The following is a 19730-nucleotide window of genomic DNA, read 5'->3' as shown; positions in this document are numbered from 1 at the left end:
ATGATGGACGTTAACAGTACAGTCCTTGTACTTATGAGAAGTCGTTTGTCTCCTCTAGCTAAGCGCCAGATCACTCCACGTCAAGCGAGAACTTGAACAATCAGTTGCACTCTCACTCTCTTTTTTCTGTTTCAGGCTTGGAATATTACTAACATCACCAATCCAACCTGTTTGTGACTCACTGTATAGATTCATACTCGGCGTTAAATCATTGATTGAATCCAAGCCACCAAGATGCAGCATTTTCAATCCTGAGTGTTTAATGTACTCATTGAATAAAGGCGTACCACAATCGCCACAGAAGTATTTAGATGCTTTTTCTGAGATAGCGAATTGCTTTACTTCACCTTGGGTAATAACAAAATCGCTATCAAGCACGGCTACATACGTCGAAATGGCCGAACCATTCATTTTTTTACAGTGATCACAATGGCAGTTAACCACTTTTTGAACAGGACCTGTGATCTGATATTTGATAGAACAACAGCTGCAACTTCCCGTAACTTTAGTCATTAGTTTGTCCCCACTTGACTGCCTCTGCCAAACTAAAACGCTCGGAATCAAAAATCACATAACCTCTAATATCCTGGCGGGTAATTACTTCAGCGAGATTAATACACCCTTTAAAACCCACAACACCAAGACGCTCACTCAATTCAACTGGTGCATTATCAAATACCGTATTCAAAAAAGGAAACTTTGTACCTGAAACGATGCCTGTTTCATTAAAAGCGTCCATTGCCTGAGCCAGAGTATCACTATCTGTGTACTCTATTATTTCTACAGCTTGTTCCAACAACATAAAGATGGATTCCATTTCAATCAACGAATAAACATACGAGACTGATGTTACCTAAATCCTACCCCTGTGCAATATGCACTGGATCAAGTGGTCAAGAAAGCGTTATATCCAAATCACTTCACAACGCTAGTGTGACAACGTGAAGTTAATTGGTTGTAAAATCAACTGCTGTAATACGCAAAAAGCCGACTTTTCAGTCGGCTTGTCTTTATTACACGGTCAATTTAAGCGTCGTGCGCGTATTCATTGCCGTTCGCTATTCTCTTTTACTTTTTCTTTGGACGGAAAGGCTTCATCACCGCTTCGTTACACTCAAGGTATGGGCCTTCCATCAAATCGATACAGTAAGGGATCGCAGGGAATACGGCATCCAGGCACTCACGGATCGATTTCGGCTTACCCGGCAGGTTAACAATCAGGCTATCACCACGCAGACCAGCAGTCTGGCGCGACAAAATTGCAGTCGGTACAAACTTCAATGACTCAGCACGCATTAGTTCACCAAAACCCGGCATCATGCGATCACATACTGCTTCTGTGGCTTCAGGAGTCACATCACGCTTCGCTGGACCGGTACCGCCTGTAGTTACAATTAGGCTACAGTCTTGCTCATCGGCCATCTTAATCAGCGTAGCTTCGATCACATCCTGCTCATCAGGGATGACTTCGTATACCGGCTCCCATTCAGACGTCAGGTAGTCGTTCAGTGTATCGATAATTGCCTGTCCAGAGATGTCTTCGTATACACCTGCACTAGCGCGGTCGCTGACAGTCACGATGCCGATTTTTGCTTTAGTCATTGGTTGTTCCTCAGGCTGGGCCTTGTTATCCATTCGTACTTTCATGCAAGCAGGAAAGTAATGTTTCTTCATGCATGCATGCAAGTTTAAGAAATTCTCTTGGATTGTTAAACACCTAATCGGAGTTAACTCAACTATAAGCCGCCCATTAAGGTATATTTAACCTCTAGAAAATCCTCTAGCCCTTGTCTTGCCCCCTCTCGACCCAAACCTGACTCTTTTACCCCTCCAAAAGGTGCAACTTCGGTAGAGATCAATCCTTCGTTGATACCTACCATGCCATACTCCAGTGACTCACTGAACTTAAAGGCACGAGACAGAGACTGAGTATAGGCATAAGACGCCAGCCCAGAGCTGCTATGGTTGGCTCGACGGATCACTTCATCGTCTTCAGAGAAACGGAACAATGCTGCAACCGGGCCAAAAGTTTCATCGGTGGCAATCAGCATAGTATCGTTCATTTCAGTCAGTACCTGGGGCGGGAAAAAATGGGTGCCTTCAGGTTGGGGCTCGCCATAAGCAAGCGTCGCACCTTTCGCCATCGCATCATCAATATGGCTTTGTACTTTTTCAACAGCTGCCGTATTGATCAGTGGTCCAAGATTAGCCCCTTCTTCAAAACCATCTGCCATTTTAAGCGCTTTGACCTTCTCAACTAGCTTCGCGGCAAATTCATCATAAACCTTGTCGTGAACATAGATTCGGTTGGCGCAAATACAGGTTTGCCCAGCATTGCGGAATTTGGCAACCATCACCCCAGCAATGGCTTTATCAAGATCAGCATCATCGCAAACAATAAACGGCGCATTACCACCCAGCTCCAACGCTAACTTCTTCACTGTAGCGGCCGATTGCGCCATCAGCAGCTTGCCAACCTCAGTAGAGCCAGTGAAAGATATTTTCTTCACTACTGGGCTTTCGGTCAGGGCCCCGCCGACAGCCACCGCATCGCCTGTAATTACGCTAAACAAACCTGCAGGGATTCCAGCCCTTTCTGCTAGCTCAGCCAGCGCCAGCGCAGTCAACGGTGTATCAGGAGCTGGTTTTAATACCACTGCACACCCCGCAGCAAAAGCAGGCCCGCACTTGCGTGTGATCATTGCCGCTGGAAAGTTCCAAGGCGTAATAGCACCAACCACACCAATCGGTTGTTTGGAAACCAATATACGGGCATCAGACTTATGGCTTGGAATTAACTCACCATAAGAACGCTTCGCTTCTTCGGCATACCATTCGACAAAGCTGGCAGCATAGGTAATTTCGCCTTTTGCCTCGATAAGGGGTTTTCCTTGTTCTAAGGTGAGGATCGCAGCCAGATCTTCAGTATTTTTGACAATCAATTCATACCAGCGGCGCAATACTATCGCGCGCTCTTTTGCTGTTCGTGCAGCCCAGTCACCCTGTACCTTACCGGCAGCATGAATCGCTGAAAGCGTCTCATCCCTACCCAAACTTGGCACTTTTGCAATCAGCTCTCCTGTTGAGGGATTTGTCACTGGTGTATAGGTATCATCAATCGCACTCACCCAGTTACCTGCTACATAGCAGGCCTGTTTTAAAAGTTGGGGATCATGTAGCTTCACGAATTATTCCTCTCGAGGGCATCAGTTTAGTAACCAGCATAAAGACTTAGTGAAGGATAATGAAGTTAGCTTGATCGTGTTTTCAGACAGTAGTGACAATTTGTGACTAAGTATCTAAGAAACTCGTCACATCCATTCACAAAATAGTAACCACGGAGACATATTTGAGATATCAATACGATTGCGTCAAATTACACAGTAAATTATTCTGTCTAAACAAAGACAAACACACACAACAAAAGACAATCGAATGAAACGCGAAAACAACTATCCAATTGGAACACCAGGCACGCCATGGGGTAACGAAGAGAAGGCGCAATGGCTCGCTCAGCAAGAAATTCAACGCTCTTACCAAGAAGAAGTTGTCACAAAGATTGACGCCCTTCGCGAGCGTTTTGATATCTCCCAATATGGCGCACTCAGCTATGACCCAACCAATTATCCACTATTGGTTATTAAATCGCGCAACTGGAGTAACAATAAGCCAACAGCGTTAGTAACCGGTGGTGTACATGGTTACGAAACCAGTGGTGTACACGGTGCGCTACTGTTTGCTGATACTGAAGCTGAAAAATACGCAGAGCACTTCAATATCGTCATCGCGCCTTGTGTTAGCCCTTGGGGTTATGAAGTGATCAACCGTTGGAACCCACAAGCGATTGATCCAAACCGTTCATTCTTCGAGAACAGCCCATCGGAAGAAGCCGCTAGCCTAATGGCTATGGTGAAAGCGCTTGGCGTAGAGATCTTGGTACATGTCGACTTGCACGAAACGACAGACTCTGATGAAACTGAATTCCGACGCGCTCGCGCAGCACGAGACGGCTTAGATCATTTTGAAGAAATGATCCCTGATGGCTTCTACACCGTGGGGGATACTGAAAACCCACAACCTGAACTACAAAAAGCCATAATTGACTCGGTTCGCAAAGTCACTCATATCGCTCCGCCAGATGCTAACGGCAAAATCATCGGCTCACCTGTTACGCAAGAAGGCGTAATCAACTACCCGCTAAAAGATCTAAGCCTGTGTAATGGCCTGTCTGATTGTACCTATGGCACGACGACGGAAGTATACCCAGATAGCGACAAAGTCACCGACCAAGAATGCAATATTGCTCAAGTTGCCGCGGTTACCGGCGCGCTGGATTACGTGATTAAGCAGTTAGGTTAATTTTCGCACTCGCGATATAGCCATACAAGCAAGAAGCTGGAGCACTATACTCCAGCTTTCTTTTATGTAACCCCTCCGACGATTGTCATAAGCTACCATTCGCTTCAATCCGTAGTACAAATTCCAACGCATCTCCCGTTTTAACTCAGCACTTAGCCACCAAACCTTCTATAATTAATATTTTTCAATAGGTTATAAATATTGGTAACTATGCGCATATTCTTTTTGTTAGCTATGGCTATTTTCATTAGCGCATGCTCTAGTACCTATCACACGGGCTATTCAGCAGATCTACAAGGCTGTCTCAACCAGTTAACTGCTTTCAAAAAGGAAGTGCAACGACAGCTAGTTAATGATGTACAGGTGCTCAATAACAAAGCATTCCCCTACCTTGCTTTTGACCGTTTCAGCCAATCACAACTTGAACAAGTGACCACCGACAGAGATCGCAGTCAATGGCTCGACTACACGGCTCAGCTCGCTACTCGCCAGCGCCAGGCGGAATTCAATAATCTGATTGTTAACCGATTTGACCTGCCGGTACTGGATCATTGTGCGGATAAACTCGTGACAGAAGCAAAGCATAATGATCGTGTGTGGGATGAAATCATTGAGCAAAAAATCTCTATCCCTAATAGCTACGAGCCCTGGCTTCGTGTGTTTGGTCTTTATCCACTCAGCAGCCAAGTCGCTACATCCTCCATTGATAAAGAGAAAAAAAGGATCTTACTGGGATTTAGTGAACCTCCCCGGCACACAGCCAGCTATCGCTTAGCAAAAACATCACTTCCCGTGGTAGATATAGAAGCATGGTTCAATGATGCCCTGCAGCATTCAACCTCAAGTTGGCCCATACTAACCGACGACCAGATATCACGGCTTTTTCACTTTTATTCCCCGTTAATAGAGGTAGAACAAGGCTCTGATGATGATATCCCGGGCACGGTTCACTATGTGGATAGCCAGCAGAAACCGTCCGTTGATGCGTCAAAGCCCACTATCTACCTGCACCACAGCTATACCCAGTTATACGGCAAGACATATTTGCAGCTCAACTACAGTCTTTGGTTTGCCAACCGCACGCCAACGTCATCTTTCGACCCCTACGCTGGAGAGTTTGACGGGGTTTTACTGAGGCTGACTCTTGATCATCAAGGCCGCCCGCTACTGCTCGATTCAATCCATCACTGCGGGTGCTACCACATGGTTTTCAACCTCACTGATCGCTTTGATTTCGAGAATGCAAAACCTGACATCGAAACCCCCTTGCTGTTTAAGCAAGCAGTCCCTTCGGGTACATCATCTTGGTCAGTCACCCTGTCACATGGTGAGCATATGATTAAGCAGGTAACCTGGAGTCAGCATGATAATGTGAGCACCGGCAAAAAGGCCGAGAGTAAAGTCCACAATCTAACTCGCCTCGACTACGACTTATTGCGCCAACTCCCAACTGATCGCCACCACACGATTAGCCTCTTTGATCAACGTGGGTTACTCCCTAGCAGTGAACGCTTGGAAAGTACTTATCTATGGCCCTTCGGCATTCCGTCAGCGGGTGCGATGCGTCAGCTTGGCCATCATGCCATTGCTTTTGTCGGGATCCGCCATTTCGATCAACCAAAACTGTTCGAGCAAATCATACGACCAGTGAAGCCCTGATGGGTTTGTCGCGAGATGAGAATGAAAAGATGTTAGGATGAACGGAAATACCCTAGTGTGTCGTTACTTAGGTATATCAGCTTGAATTCGCTAGTAAAGGAGCTACCTGTGCAAACCTCTTTCATCGACGGTGATTTGATTTACCGCCAGCATATCTTTGAAGTCCCACTTGATTACACCATGCCAAATGCACAGTCCATTTCGGTCTTTGCCCGCGAAGTTGTTGACCTAGCCCGCCAAAACGAAGATCTGCCTTGGCTAATCTACTTCCAAGGCGGCCCAGGCTTTCCATCGCCGCGCCCAGACAGCCGCTCAGGTTGGTTGAAGCGTGCGCTGCAGCAATATCGCGTACTGCTGTTGGATCAGCGTGGCACTGGCAACAGCACAGTGATCACTCACCAGACATTGGCCCACATGTCAGCTCAAGAACAAGCCGATTACCTTGGTCATTTCCGTGCCGACAATATTGTCCGTGATGCCGAAACAATAAGGGAAAAACTCGGTGTCCAGCGATGGGCAACTCTTGGCCAGAGCTTTGGGGGGTTTTGTACCCTGACTTACCTCTCGTTCTACCCGCAAAGCCTGTCACGTTCTTATATCACCGGTGGTGTACCATCACTAACTCGCCACGCAGATGAAGTTTATCAAGCCACTTACCAGCAGGTACAGGACAAGAACGAAGCGTTTTTTGCCCAGTTCCCGTCAGCTCAGAGCCAGTGCCAAAAGATTGCCGATCACTTACTGGATAACGATGTGCGTTTGCCAAACGGCCAACGCTTTACTGTCGAGCAGTTCCAGATGATAGGTATCAACCTTGGCCGCAGTGGTGCCAATGTGCCGATGTACTACCTGCTAGAAGAAGCCTTTGTTGAAGCCAACGGTAAAGAAACCCTTAGCTATGCTTTCCTTAACGCTATGCTGGCTGAGCAAAGTTACCAAACCAACCCTATCTATGCGATTTTGCACGAATCCATTTACTGCCAACATTCAGCATCAAATTGGTCTGCGCACCGGGTACGCAATAGCTTCCCACAATTTAACTACCAGAAAGGTGATGCTTTCAACTTCACTGGCGAAATGGTTTACCCGTGGATGTTCGATCAGTTCGAGTGCTTAAAACCACTGAAAGAAGCAGCTAACCTACTGGCAGATCGCACTCATTGGGCTAATTTATACGACGTTGAAGCACTGGCAAAGAATACCGTACCGGTGGCTTGCGCTGTCTATGCCGAAGATATGTATGTAGAAATGCAATACTCGCAGGAAACCTTGAAGGGTATTCCCAACAGCAAAGCTTGGATCACTAATGAATATGAGCACAATGGCCTTCGCGCCGACGGTGAGCGCATTCTAGATAAGCTAATCCATATGGCCGATGGTGTGGCGAATTTGCCATAGTACTTTGATATCTGATCACCTAGTGGCTTTGTGTCGCTAGGTGCATTGACATGCATCTAACTGATTAAAAAACCTTTTTCCACCAAAGTTTTGCAAAAATTCTGTTAGTATTACTGAATCTTTGCTGAATTGGTGTCAATAAGCCGCTTTAGCGCTACCTTTAAACAGTAAACTTAACCAATTGAATTCCCCTTCGCTAATTGATACAGGAAACCTATGACTTCCCTACGACTGTTGACCACCTTGTGCTTGGCAGCCTTCGCCGCCTCTCCCGCCATGGCGAAAAACACCCAGTATGAAAGCATTATTGAAAGCCGTGCTGAAATCGACAATAAAGTGGTGTTAGGCCGCACCGAACTTGTCTATTTTCCTGCTATTGATTCGCTCGATAACATAGGTCTTCCCGCCAAAATTGATACCGGTGCTGATTCAACCTCTATCCATGCAGAAAACATCACGATTACAACGGATGAGCCGATATTTAAGGGACTTGAGGGCAAAGAGTTGCTCGACGCTATCGCAGTCGAATATGACGCACTGGGTAGCACCCAACTTCGTGACCGGGAAGACAAAACCAATATCATGGTTGGGTTTGATATCAAGCACCCATATAATGGCAAGTTGATCCGACTTGAAAAACCACTGTTCCGCTTGGCGATGATCAAAAGCCGAGGCGATGGGCACTTAGCCCGCCCCGTGGTTAAGATGGATCTCACCATTGCAGGGCAAACGGTCCCTACCGAAGTCAACCTCGCCAACCGCGAACGATTCTCGACCCCAATTCTGATTGGTAAAACGTTTCTTCGTAATACCGCTTGGGTCGATGCAGGGTTTGATTACTTACAAGAACAGCCTGATGCGAAAATCATCGGTCGCAAAGAGCGTGCTTCTATCGGTACTTTGCCGCTAGAAGTCAGCACCTCTTTCGACAGCCGGTACAGTATTCTGCACGCTCTTGATATCAAGGTCGACGAAAAGAAAAAGACCGTGAGATTTACGCTAGAAGGCCGAGATAAAACCCGTAAAACAATGACCGCACCGCTTAGCCGAATGCTACGCTTTAGCAATACAGAAAGACCTATGGTTTATTTGCCGATTAAGCTGGGTGACTCTGAACAGTATATTCAGGTATACCTAAAAGATCGCACCAAGAGCCAAAGCCAGTTGCGTTTAGGTACTGAAGCGCTTAATCAATATTTTGTGGTCAATTTAGGCGCTAGCTACCTCGGCAAATCTGACTTGGCTCCGATTTCATCAATGGCGAAAGACGACTCAATTTTGATGATTAGTGGCGAAGAAACCATCAAAATTGACGAAATCAACATCAATGCTGGTCCTTCAGGCATCATCAAAACGCCATTACTAAAAGTTTCACAGATTGAAGAGCAGCGGACTGAATTCGGCCGCATGATTCAGTACACCATCAAAGATGCCAATGGTAAAACCCACAAAATAGATAAGCCACTAAAAAGAAAGATCCGGGTCGGTGATCAAGTCCGCCCTGTTATCGGAACTGAAATTTCACTACCATCGTCATTATTACTGCGTGACATTGCCCTCGAAACCCGCGAGCAAGACGATAGCTCATTCAGTCAACTCGAAATCAGCCCTGATTTGATCCCTGGTGCTCTATTAGTCAATACCCGAACCACCCAACTACTCGATAAACACGCGCCAACGAAGGCGGGTTACATCGAGCAAGCTAAAATGGACAACATGCAGTTCCCGGTTAAGCTCGATACCGGCGCCGATGTGAGTTCAATGCATGCCACCGACATCAAAACCTTTACCGATAATGGCAAAGAGATGGTTTCGTTTACCTATAGCAACCATCAGGGTGATGAGAAAAACTATACCCGAGAAGTCGTGAAAACCATGCGGATTAAAGCACGTGCTGGAGAGAAAGCAAGCTCCCGCTATGTGGTTAACATGACAGTGAAACTGGGGGATACCGAAAAAGAAATTAACGTCAACTTACGCGACCGCAGCCGTTTTGAATACAGCATAATTCTGGGAAAAAATTTCTTGAAAAACAATATAGTGGTTAGCAGTGATGCGCAGTTTATCCTAACCAGCAAAAAATAACGCCTTACTGATGCCAAACACAAAGGAGCTTTTCAGCTCCTTTGTGTTTTTCTGGATCTTCTATACAGAATACCTTTAATTTTTTTGTCCGCTGACAAAAGTGGTACTGCGCTGTCATGAGCAAGCGAATGACCGCTTAATGTCTCAAACATAGCGTAATCTCCACATAGCTAAGTGATCGCGAAAGTAAATCAATGTCAAAGTGCAGGACTTTTTGCGTCGATTAATTACAATTAATAAGTTAATGAAATAAATCTTTAGGGAATGAGTATGAACACTCAGAAGCTTGTCTTGTCCGTTGCTGGGATGCTTATTACATTTCCAACGCTTGCCGTTGGTGTATCCGAATGGCTCCACTGCCCAATCATTGAGCTCATGTACTAATTTGGCTAATCAGACTGAACAGCAGAACACATTCGCTGGTTAGGGGTTAGACCAACGCTGACTTATCATCGTTGAGAGCCAGAGTACGCACAGGCTTCGCTGGCGAGCCTACACATACGGTGTTGGCAGGTAAATCTTTCGTCACCACACTACCCGCGCCAACAACGACATTATCGCCAATTGTCACCCCAGGGCATACCGTCACATTGGCACCAAGCCAAACATCACTACCAATCGTAATTTCCTTGGCAAACTCTTCACCCGATGCACGCTCAACCGGATCAAGCGGGTGCCCTGCCGTTGCAATCACCACCCCCGGAGCGAGCAAGCAATTATCACCAATATTGATTGGCGCGCAATCCAAGATGGTGCATCCGTGGTTGGCATAGAACCTCTTACCAACCTTTAGGTTATAACCATAATCACAATTGAAAGGAGACTCGAGCCATGCGTCAGTCTCTTTGCCCAGTAGCTCATGAATCAAAGCTTTACGAGTAGCTTCCTCTGTTGGGCACGTTTGGTTCAATGCAAAGCACAGTTTCTTTGCTTTTTGACGCTCTGCAACAAGCTCTTCATCCCATGCTTGATACATCTCGCCCGAGATCATCTTCTGTTTTTCTGTTAATGCCATGTTTGGATTTGCACCTAAATAATCCGGCAAGGCCGGGCTAAAAAATGGAAGCCATGATTATTCCTTAGCACATCCACAATTGCTGCTTTTACGCTATTTTATGGTGTTAAAAACAAGCCGGGATCACATTCGGCGCAGCCATGATGGGAAAGTTCCCAAAACCAAACGAACGCCACAAAAGTCCCCTAGTCGCTAATCATTTTGTCGATAAATAGGCATAACAAATAACTACTTTTTGCATACTGCAATACGTTGACTATTTTTAGGATAACGATAATTAAATCGTTCTTTAACAAGGGAGTGTTTATTGATGAAACACATATTATCTACCGTACTTGTTCTTGCAATATCATCCGCTGTATTTGCTGCCGACCCAAAACCCGCCACCGAGGCGACCAAGCAAGCAAATCAGGCAGTAAAAGACTACCTGCCCTTTAATGACAAACACGATTTCGAAAATGCACAAAAAGGGTTTATAGCCAAACAAGATGTCGTCACCATTAAAAATGAAAACGGCGATGTCGTATGGGATCTTGAGGAGTATAAAAAGTACATCACCTTAGAAAACCCTTCTCCTGATAGCGTAAACCCTAGCCTTTGGCGTAATGCCCAACTCAACATGATCAATGGGCTATTTGAAGTCACTGACGGGATTTATCAAGTCCGCGGTTATGACTTAACGAACATCACCTTTGTCAAAGGTGATACTGGCTGGATTGTGTTCGACCCACTCATTTCGCCTGAAACAGCCAAAGCCGCACTCGACTTTATAAACAGTGAACTAGGTGAACGCCCCGTAGTTGCAGTTATCTACAGTCATAGCCATATTGACCACTTTGGTGGGGTACGAGGCATCATTGATGAGAAAGATGTCAAAGCAGGTAACGTTCAAGTTCTGGCTTCTCACGATTTCACCGAGCATGCGGTATCAGAAAATGTCATTGCCGGTAATGCCATGGGCCGCAGAGCCATTTACATGTACGGAGCCTTACTTCCACGAAACGAGTTCGGTGGGGTCAACGGTGGTTTAGGGCAAACTACATCGACCGGCTTACCTACCCTCATTGAGCCTACAGACATCATTGCAAAAACGGGAGAAGCTAGAACCATTGATGGCATCAAAATGGTATTCCAGTATACCCCTGGCAGTGAAGCTCCTACCGAGATGAACACATGGTTTCCAGATAAAAAAGCATTATGGATGGCAGAAAATACGACCAACACCATGCACAACATTCTGACCTTGCGCGGCGCTCAAGTACGTGATGCGCTGAAGTGGTCAGGATATTTAAACGAAACCATCGAAATGTGGGGCGATGAGGTAAAAGTGAAATTCCAGAGTCACCACTGGCCAATGTGGGGACAGGCAGACATCGTCGATTATTTCAAAAAACAGCGTGACATGTATAAGTACACCCATGACCAAAGTGTTCGTTTAATGAATATGGGCTATGTCGGTTCAGAAATTTCAGAGATCATCCAATTCCCAGAATCATTGGATAAGAACTGGAATACTCGTGGCTACTACGGCACCTTGCGCCATAATAGCCGTGCCGTCTACCAACGCTATATGGGATGGTATACCGGTAACCCATCAGATCTAAACAACCTCCCACCCGCAGATGTCGCCGTTAAGTATGTTGAGTATATGGGGGGAGAAGAGACGCTGATAGAAAAAGCCAAAGCTGATTTCGACAAAGGCGAATATCGCTGGGTCGCCGAAGCGCTGAAACATGTTGTCTTTGCCAACCCCAATAGTGAAAAAGGCAAAGCCTTATTAGCCGATACCTATGAACAACTTGGTTATCAAGCTGAGTCCGGCCCTTGGCGCTCGGTGTATTTGCAAGGTGCCTATGAATTGCGTAACGGTGTACCGTCTGCCGGCGGCACAACAACGGCTTCACCCGACATAATCAAAAACATGCCACCCGCTATGTTATTTGATTACCTATCTGTTCGAATTAACCCTGAAAAAGCCGCTGGACAGCAGTTTACCATCAATCTCGATTTCACCGATTTAGATGAAAAATACACCCTTAGCATGGAAAACTCGGTACTCAACTACACAGCCAAGCAAGCAGACAAAGCCGATGTCAGCCTGATTTTAACCAAAGCAGTATTGGATGATGTACAGCTTGGCAATGTCACTCTAGAGAAAGCCATTGCCGACGGTGATATCAAGATCAGCGGTGATCAGGAAGTCTTCAAGAAGTTTGTCGATATGCTAGATAACTTTAACTTCTGGTTTAACATAGTGACCCCATAAGGATACTCATGACACTAATAGGAATCGCATGAATAAAATAACCTGTTTGTTAGGGGCGATCCTTCTGTCTGGAGTAAGTCAGCCATTGCTGGCTTGCTCTTACGATGGACAATTCAATAACCCCTTTAGCGAAAGTTATCCAGGCGCACTCGATATTGCTATCGCGACTCAAAAAGCTATTGAAGGTGGTGAACTTCAACGGCCGGAAAAGCTCAGTGGCAAGCCGGGGCTTAGACGGGCAAGTTGGTGGTTGAGCCTGCTGGATAAACAAATGACATCATCCACCTATCCAGAAACGCACATCTATTTGGTCGACAGCCAGCTTTGGGCTAGATATAGCCCAAGCAAGCCAATTATCATTCACTCAGAGCCAGCCTCCTCGCAAGACAGCACTCTAATGCTAAGTGAAACGGCATTGAATGCCTTGATTAGCCAAAGTATTACCTTAGAGCAAGCGAAAGTGCTAGGGATCGCCAACCAAGGAGAGGGCTAACGCCCTTTCTTTCGCATTTATTGCTATTTAAGGGATTTAACCCACCCCCTTTATTGATAGAGCACTATAAAATAATCAATAACGTGAACTTAAACACATTTCCTATCGCTGCCAAATAAGCTGAAAGTACTTACTTTTTTATTGATTGTTTGAAGCGTGCCTAGTTTTATTGACATTTGACATGACAAAAATCAAGGTAAGGAAAATCATTTCTGCATTCTCCACGATAAGATAAAAAGATGCTCGTTTTTCTAATTTATAACGAAAAGTGAGAATGTTTTTCTCCCACCGGTAGCACTATTATGCCTGCACAAGATTTCTTACAAAAATCGGCCAATGCTGGGTTGCTGAATCTAAATTCAATTTTCTTTAAATTAAAATCAGCAGCTTATAAAGGCTAGCAATAATAATAAACCCTACACGGAGTAGTTATGAGCGTACAATCAGAAGTCCTCACCGGCACCCCCAACCACACCCCTCCGCACGTCAAAGCAGGCATGACTGAAACTGAATGGAAGAAAGCCACTAAATTCGATAATGTCGATCTTGGCTGGATTGTCATGAGTATTGGTATGGCAATTGGGGCTGGCATTGTCTTCTTACCTGTTCAAGTTGGTATCATGGGTATTTGGGTATTCCTTCTCTCTTCCATCATTGGCTATCCAGCCATGTATCTGTTCCAAAAACTTTTTATCAATACCCTTGCTGAATCCAAAGAATGTAACGATTACCCTGCAATCATATCGGGCTACCTTGGTAAAAACTGGGGGATCGCTCTGGGTGTGCTCTACTTCATCATGCTCGTGATTTGGGTGCTGGTCTATTCACTTGCCGTTACCAACGACAGTGCCTCTTACCTGCACTCTTTTGGTGTCACTGATGGACACCTTAATGAGAATATCTTCTATGGACTAGGCCTGATCTGTGTCTTGTCTTTCATTGGCAGTAAAGGCGAAAAGCTACTGTTCAAACTGTCCGGCTTTATGGCGGTTACCGTACTGTCGCTAGTTGCGGTAATGGGGCTGTTGCTGGTTGCGCGTTGGGACTTCAATAATGTCCCTGCAGTCGGTGAATTCCTACCAATGTTCAAAGATGCCATCATCACATTGCCATTTACTCTAACCTCTATCTTATTTATCCAGTCACTCAGTCCAATGGTGATTTCATACCGCTCCCATGAAAAGTCAATTGAAGTGGCACGATACAAAGCAACCCGTGCTATGACAGTCGCCTTCAGTATTCTATTTGTTATCGTTTTCTTCTTCGCCATCTCGTTTACCTTTGCCATCAGCCAAGAGCAGGCAATGGATGCGATGAACAAGAATGTTTCCGCATTGGCAATTATTGCCCACTACTACTCGGGCAGTTGGGCAACGGTTGCAGGGATAGTCATTAACATCTTTGCGGTTGTCACTTCGTTCTTCGGTGTGTTTCTTGCCTTCCGTGAAGCCTGTAAAGGATTGGCGATGAATATCTTGCTTCGTAAATATAAAGAAGAAGAGATCAACAAAGAATGGGTAAGTAAAGGCGTTATCGTATTTATTATCTTACTGGCGTGGTCGGCAATTGCCCTCAATGCGCCAATCTTGTCATTCACATCAATTTGTAGCCCAGTGTTTGGTTTGGTTGGTTGCTTGATCCCAGCTTATCTTGTCTACAAGGTTCCATCCCTACATAAATACAAAGGTACTGCGACCTATATGATCATCGCAACGGGTATCTTGTTATGTATCTCACCAATTCTGGCCTTCATCTAATCGGCGGATAGAAAAAAGCCCACGGCTATCTACGTTCGTGGGCTTCTAACTCGCCACTCAAAAGCGACAAAGCTTCCAAAAAGACAAGCATACTTTTGCCAACAAACAACAACATACTGAAGTCACTCGCACAACACTAAAGTTGTTTATTTTTCGTACGAAAAGATAATATATCTATTCAATATAAACAAACTTGGCCGCTTATAGTCATAGCCTCTAATTAGCAAGCGAAAATCAACATTTAAACGCCAAATTACGACAATTCTCAGCACCCCTTACTAATTTATGTCGCCCCGCCAAATTACCAATCGCTTTATAGTTACGGAAGTCACTTCGGTTGATATATCTCTAAGCATTTAGAGCTAAAGGTTCCTTTAAACCTTTAGTACTCATGCTCAACCTGCGCAGTATTGATGTTTATTGTCAGCATCGGGAGTAGAACAGGACCAGCATGGCTTAGTACACATGAAACGTGAAACTAAAAATAAAGGAATAATGACATGTCGAAAAAGCACACTCTCGTCGCCTTGATAGGCTGCACGATGGCGGCCAGTAGCCTTGCTATGACGGTCAAACCAGACCCTGATACTCCTGGTGGCTATCTCGTTCTGCGCGCTGATATATTGGCTGCCGAACAGACAAAAACAGCCAACCCGATGTACGCCTTATGGGCCGACGCCCTCAGAACCCTGTCCAATGACAAAGTTGAAGCTATACAACCTGGTTTGGCAAGCAACCCAGTTAATGTTGTTCGAGCAGAAAAAGTCTTCCCTGAGACAGAGTGGTACTATCTCACCCAAATGGCTGCACCAGAATATACTTATACCCGCTTTCTAAGGGCTATTGGTAAATTCCCGGCTTTTTGTGGCGACTATACCGACGGCCGAGATGCCGATGCCATCTGTAAGAAATCCATCGTCACCGCGTTTGCCCACTTTGCTCAGGAAACCGGTGGTCATATTGCAGTAGATAACACCTGGGATAACCCTCACGGCTTAGAAGAGTGGCAGCAAGCGTTGGTGCATGTTCGAGAGATGGGATGGTCGGAAGGTCAACCCGGATATACCACTGGGTGTGGCCAGAACGATTGGCAAAATAAGAAGTGGCCATGTTCAGCGGGGCAAGGTTACTTTGGCCGTGGTGCAAAACAGCTTTCATACCATTTTAACTACGGTGCCTTTTCTGAGGTCATGTTTGATGGTGATGCTACGGTGTTGCTGAACAATCCGGGGCTAGTTGCCGATTCTTGGCTTAACTTAGCGTCTGCTATTTGGTTTTTCCTAACTCCGCAAGCACCTAAACCTGCCATGCTCCATGTTATTGACCGAACCTGGACTCCATCACAATTGGAAACCGATGCCGGTATCGGTTACGGCTTTGGTACCACTATCAATATCATCAATGGTGGTATTGAGTGTGGCGAGCATAACAAGGACAAAGGGCAACCAGTGAACCGTATCCGGTACTGGGAAGGGTTATCGAACCACTATCAGATCGACGTTCCTGCGGATGAGAAAAACACCTGCTGGCAGCAAACCCCTTATGGCAGCCTGAATCTACAAGGGGCGGCAGATGTCCTATACACCAACTGGGATGGTGATTGGTCTTATCATTCAGATCGACCAGGCGGGGTATCGTTCGAATGCAAGCTCGTCGGTTATCAAACCGCCTACTCTGCATTGGTCGAAGGGGATTATGAAAAGTGTGTGGCGAACCTCTATGAATCACACGTTGGCTGGCCAAAAGTAAAAGTGGTTAATGACTTGGGACCCATCGATCCTCCCACCGAGCCGCCTGTTGGTGGCGATCACCCTGCTTGGGATGTGACTAAAGTCTATTTAACCGGAGATAAAGTTAGCTACAAAGGTGTCAACTATGAAGCAAAATGGTGGTCACAGGGCAATGAGCCAAGTAAAGGCGATCCTTGGAAACATATTTAGTCATAATGATTAATCGGCAATAAAAACGCCCACCGTATGGTGGGCGTCTATTTGCAAGTCAGCGTAACTAATTCACTAGCCCTTAACAGCAATCACTTCAATTTCTACTTTGGCATCAAGCGGCAGACGAGCCACCTCGACACAGCTGCGGGCTGGACAGTTTTCACCAAAGAACGCAGCATAGACTTCATTAACGGTCGCAAAGTCATTTAAATCTTTAACAAATACAGTCGCCTTTACGATATCCGCTTTGGTCATGCCGGCTTCATTCACAATCGCTTCGACATTTGCCAGTGATTGCTTAGCCTGCTCTGCCACATTTTCCGGCATAGTATTTGTTTCTGGGTTCAGAGGTAGTTGGCCAGAGGTGATCAGCATATTGCCGAAGTGTTTACCTTGTACGTATGGGCCAACTGCTGCAGGTGCATTCACGGTATTGATTGTATTTGTCATTGTATTTCCCTTTATTTCAGTTCTGAGCTTAGAAGGAAAACCATCTTTCACCGTACTAAGCCCTTTATCTTGAATAGAAATATACACTGCAACTAAGAGAAATTATTTCCTAAGTTTTCCGCAAAAATCTCAAATAGTGGAATATTTTTCTCCAAACTGTGCCCGAAACCAGTTTCTCAATGTAAGCACACTCTCCTCCTTGAGCTTCTCCGGCAAACAAACAAAATAGAACTCCTGATGAGGGTTTAATACCGGCTCCCCAACCTGCACTAACATATTGTGTTTAATATCATCCCGCACGAACTGTTTGTGGGTGATCAATACACCCAACCTTCTTATTGTTGCCTGTACGGCCTGCACTGAAGCTGTAAAGGTTAAATTTTTCTGTTGGCTCGGCACCTTGATTTGATGATGCTCACACCACACTTGCCAGTCGTTCTGACGCCGGGGGTTTGTCGCAAATATAGCCGGATGCTGAGACAACAGCTGTATCGGCGTTGCCTGCCGGTTTGCTTCCAGTAAATGAGGGCTACATACCATGATGAGCTCATCATCGCCGAGCTTTTCACAATAATAATCCTGCCACTCATCGGTTTTACCGTGAAGTAAAGCCACATCGACGCCTTCTCTCTCCAGATCAAACGCATGGATGATGTTAGAAATGCGGATATCGATTTGGGGGGCGTATTCGTTAAAGTCAGGTACGCGAGGGATCCACCAGTGTAGTGCCAGCGAGTTGACCATGTTCAAGGTTATACGATTGCTTGGTTTCTTGCGGGCTATTGCTTCACTGGCCTCAACGATTTGAGAAAGGGCTGGAGCGACTTTCCGGTAGTACTTGCGGCCGACCTGATTCAGTTCAACCCGACGCCCTACCCTGCGGAACAAACTAACATCAAGCTGGGTCTCTAAGGCTTTGATTGATTGACTAACCGCTGAATGGCTGACACTGAGTACCTCGGCAGCATCCGTCATACTGCCCGTTTCGGCAACGGCCACAAACGCATAAATTGACTTAAGGGGAACCAACTTTCTCATATGTAAGTTTTCCTAACAGTTTCAGTCAGTATTACTCGCTTTTTTCCTTGAGACAACCACTCTAAAATCAAACCATACATAGCTCTTTAGCAAAGACATTTATTAATCGTTATTAGCCATCACCAGCAAATATCCAGTAAAAATCACTGAAATGTTACGCATTTTCATAATAATGGAGTCCAATTATATGCCCACAGACCTCAGGCCCGTCCTTTTTATGCTTATCTCTACTTTCAGCCTGTCGTTCAATGGCCTATTGGGAAAACTGTTAACCGACAGTTTTAGCACCGAGGTGTTAGGATTTTTGAGATTTTTCCTGCCTGCCACTATTATGCTTATGATGTTAAAAGCTTCCGGCTGGGTCGTCCCCGATAAGCACAATAGCCGACCAATCATCATCCGTGCCCTATGTGTCGTCGGCAGTCAACTCTGCTTTTTAGCTGCGTTAAACGAATTAACTCTGGTCGAGAGTGTGGTGCTATTTAGTACCGGGCCACTGTTTATACCTGTGTTAGAAAAAGTGATGTATCGCACCCCTATCCAAGGTTTAACACTATTTTGCCTAACAATGACCTTTACAGGGGTTCTGCTTCAAGCTGGGGACCCATCCGGTATCGAGTTACGACCAGAGCTATTCATCGGTTTGGCGGCCGGTGGATTCAATGCCCTATCGCAAGTAACCTTGTTCAAAGGGGCGAAGTCTGATCTGCCGCCAGCAGCGCTTAACGGTTGGTGCTTTATGCTCGCCGCTTTTATATTGCTGCCTGTTGCCGCAGTGCGGATTGTGTCATCAGACAGCTTCGTTATTCCGTCTAACCCTTTTAATGCTCACCTTTTAATGGTTATGCTGACAGTCTTAGCTATCAGTATTGTCAGCACTCAAATGTTCCGTGCTAAAGCATATAAGTTGGTCTCCACCGGCTCACAGCTTGCACCGCTGATTTTCACCAATTTACTCTTTGCGATTATTTGGCAAATGAGTTTTTTCAATGAAACACTCGAAACCAACAAGGTCGCGGGGATCAGCCTCATTGTTCTGGCAACCATCATCAATACCTTCGGCCCTAGATGGGTACAGCAGCACCGAGCGGTTACCCACTAAAACAAAAAATCCCCTGTACAGGGGATTTCCATATTCAATTTAAGTCTTGATACTAGTCACCATAAATATCAAAACTGAAGTATTTTGCGGCGATCTTGTCATACGCCCCATTAACGCGAATAGTCGCGACAGCTTGATTAAACTTATAATTCAGTTATTTACACA

General features: G+C 45.6%; 15 protein-coding genes and 2 pseudogenes. 9 read left to right on the top strand and 8 right to left on the bottom strand.

What is annotated here, in order from left to right; all coding sequences use genetic code 11:
- Nucleotides 1-54: 54 nt before the first annotated feature.
- The 4 genes from ACVA58_RS13385 to ACVA58_RS13370 form a co-directional block, all read right to left on the bottom strand.
- Nucleotides 55-513, bottom strand: a complete 459-nt coding sequence (locus ACVA58_RS13385; protein ID WP_446510932.1) for a GFA family protein — start codon at nucleotides 511-513, stop codon at nucleotides 55-57.
- Nucleotides 506-802, bottom strand: coding sequence for a hypothetical protein (locus ACVA58_RS13380; protein WP_446510931.1), 297 nt, complete (start codon nucleotides 800-802; stop codon nucleotides 506-508). The genes ACVA58_RS13385 and ACVA58_RS13380 overlap by 8 nt, the downstream gene beginning before the upstream one ends.
- A gap of 266 nt (nucleotides 803-1068) precedes the next feature.
- Nucleotides 1069-1602, bottom strand: a complete 534-nt coding sequence (gene mog / locus ACVA58_RS13375) for a molybdopterin adenylyltransferase (protein WP_039465743.1) — start codon at nucleotides 1600-1602, stop codon at nucleotides 1069-1071.
- A 134-nt stretch (nucleotides 1603-1736) separates the two neighbouring features.
- A complete protein-coding gene (locus ACVA58_RS13370; protein ID WP_446510930.1) occupies nucleotides 1737-3185 on the bottom strand; it encodes an NAD-dependent succinate-semialdehyde dehydrogenase in 1449 nt (482 codons plus the stop codon).
- A gap of 250 nt (nucleotides 3186-3435) precedes the next feature.
- Here ACVA58_RS13370 and ACVA58_RS13365 point away from each other — a divergent pair, with 250 nt between their 5' ends.
- From ACVA58_RS13365 to ACVA58_RS13350, 4 genes are all read left to right on the top strand, one after another.
- Nucleotides 3436-4359, top strand: a complete 924-nt coding sequence (locus ACVA58_RS13365; RefSeq protein ID WP_446510929.1) for a M14 family metallopeptidase — start codon at nucleotides 3436-3438, stop codon at nucleotides 4357-4359.
- A gap of 333 nt (nucleotides 4360-4692) precedes the next feature.
- On the top strand, nucleotides 4693-6018 hold the full coding sequence (locus ACVA58_RS13360) for a hypothetical protein (protein ID WP_446510928.1): 1326 nt from the start codon (nucleotides 4693-4695) through the stop codon (nucleotides 6016-6018).
- A 108-nt stretch (nucleotides 6019-6126) separates the two neighbouring features.
- Nucleotides 6127-7416 carry an alpha/beta fold hydrolase gene (locus ACVA58_RS13355; protein WP_446510927.1) on the top strand — a complete coding sequence of 430 codons (1290 nt, stop codon included), beginning with the start codon at nucleotides 6127-6129 and terminating at the stop codon, nucleotides 7414-7416.
- Between the two features lie 216 nt (nucleotides 7417-7632).
- Nucleotides 7633-9501: a putative ATP-dependent zinc protease gene (locus ACVA58_RS13350; RefSeq protein WP_446510926.1), complete on the top strand. Its 1869-nt coding sequence runs from the start codon at nucleotides 7633-7635 to the stop codon at nucleotides 9499-9501.
- A 430-nt stretch (nucleotides 9502-9931) separates the two neighbouring features.
- Here the strand turns inward: ACVA58_RS13350 and ACVA58_RS13345 are convergent, their stop codons facing one another.
- The gene (locus ACVA58_RS13345; protein WP_446510925.1) at nucleotides 9932-10516 is read right to left on the bottom strand and encodes a sugar O-acetyltransferase; all 585 of its coding nucleotides are present in this window, start codon (nucleotides 10514-10516) and stop codon (nucleotides 9932-9934) included.
- A 310-nt stretch (nucleotides 10517-10826) separates the two neighbouring features.
- Here ACVA58_RS13345 and ACVA58_RS13340 point away from each other — a divergent pair, with 310 nt between their 5' ends.
- The 4 genes and pseudogenes from ACVA58_RS13340 to ACVA58_RS13325 form a co-directional block, all read left to right on the top strand.
- The gene (locus tag ACVA58_RS13340) at nucleotides 10827-12782 is read left to right on the top strand and encodes an alkyl/aryl-sulfatase (RefSeq protein ID WP_446510924.1); all 1956 of its coding nucleotides are present in this window, start codon (nucleotides 10827-10829) and stop codon (nucleotides 12780-12782) included.
- Nucleotides 12783-12810: 28 nt separating this feature from the next.
- Nucleotides 12811-13275, top strand: a complete 465-nt coding sequence (locus ACVA58_RS13335; protein WP_446510923.1) for a hypothetical protein — start codon at nucleotides 12811-12813, stop codon at nucleotides 13273-13275.
- A gap of 431 nt (nucleotides 13276-13706) precedes the next feature.
- On the top strand, nucleotides 13707-15032 hold the full coding sequence (locus tag ACVA58_RS13330) for a hypothetical protein (protein ID WP_446510922.1): 1326 nt from the start codon (nucleotides 13707-13709) through the stop codon (nucleotides 15030-15032).
- A 500-nt stretch (nucleotides 15033-15532) separates the two neighbouring features.
- A pseudogene (locus tag ACVA58_RS13325) lies at nucleotides 15533-16963 on the top strand (chitinase); the annotation flags it as partial.
- An 84-nt stretch (nucleotides 16964-17047) separates the two neighbouring features.
- Here ACVA58_RS13325 and ACVA58_RS13320 read toward each other — a convergent pair.
- Together ACVA58_RS13320 and ACVA58_RS13315 are read right to left on the bottom strand one after the other, a co-directional pair.
- Nucleotides 17048-17425, bottom strand: coding sequence for a RidA family protein (locus ACVA58_RS13320; protein ID WP_446510921.1), 378 nt, complete (start codon nucleotides 17423-17425; stop codon nucleotides 17048-17050).
- 129 nt (nucleotides 17426-17554) lie between these two features.
- The gene (locus ACVA58_RS13315) at nucleotides 17555-18463 is read right to left on the bottom strand and encodes a LysR substrate-binding domain-containing protein (protein WP_446510920.1); all 909 of its coding nucleotides are present in this window, start codon (nucleotides 18461-18463) and stop codon (nucleotides 17555-17557) included.
- 187 nt (nucleotides 18464-18650) lie between these two features.
- Between ACVA58_RS13315 and ACVA58_RS13310 the strand changes: the two genes are divergently transcribed.
- On the top strand, nucleotides 18651-19565 hold the full coding sequence (locus tag ACVA58_RS13310) for a DMT family transporter (RefSeq protein ID WP_446510919.1): 915 nt from the start codon (nucleotides 18651-18653) through the stop codon (nucleotides 19563-19565).
- A gap of 52 nt (nucleotides 19566-19617) precedes the next feature.
- On the opposite strand, the pseudogene ACVA58_RS13305 reads toward ACVA58_RS13310, so the two are convergent.
- Nucleotides 19618-19710 (bottom strand): annotated as a pseudogene (locus ACVA58_RS13305) (ABC transporter substrate-binding protein); the annotation flags it as partial.
- Between the last annotated feature and the right edge of the window lie 20 nt (nucleotides 19711-19730).

It is taken from the genome of Photobacterium sp. DNB22_13_2 (assembly GCF_052873915.1).
The sequence above is the reverse complement of the archived record's forward strand: the minus strand, read 5'-3'. Positions and strand labels throughout refer to the sequence as shown.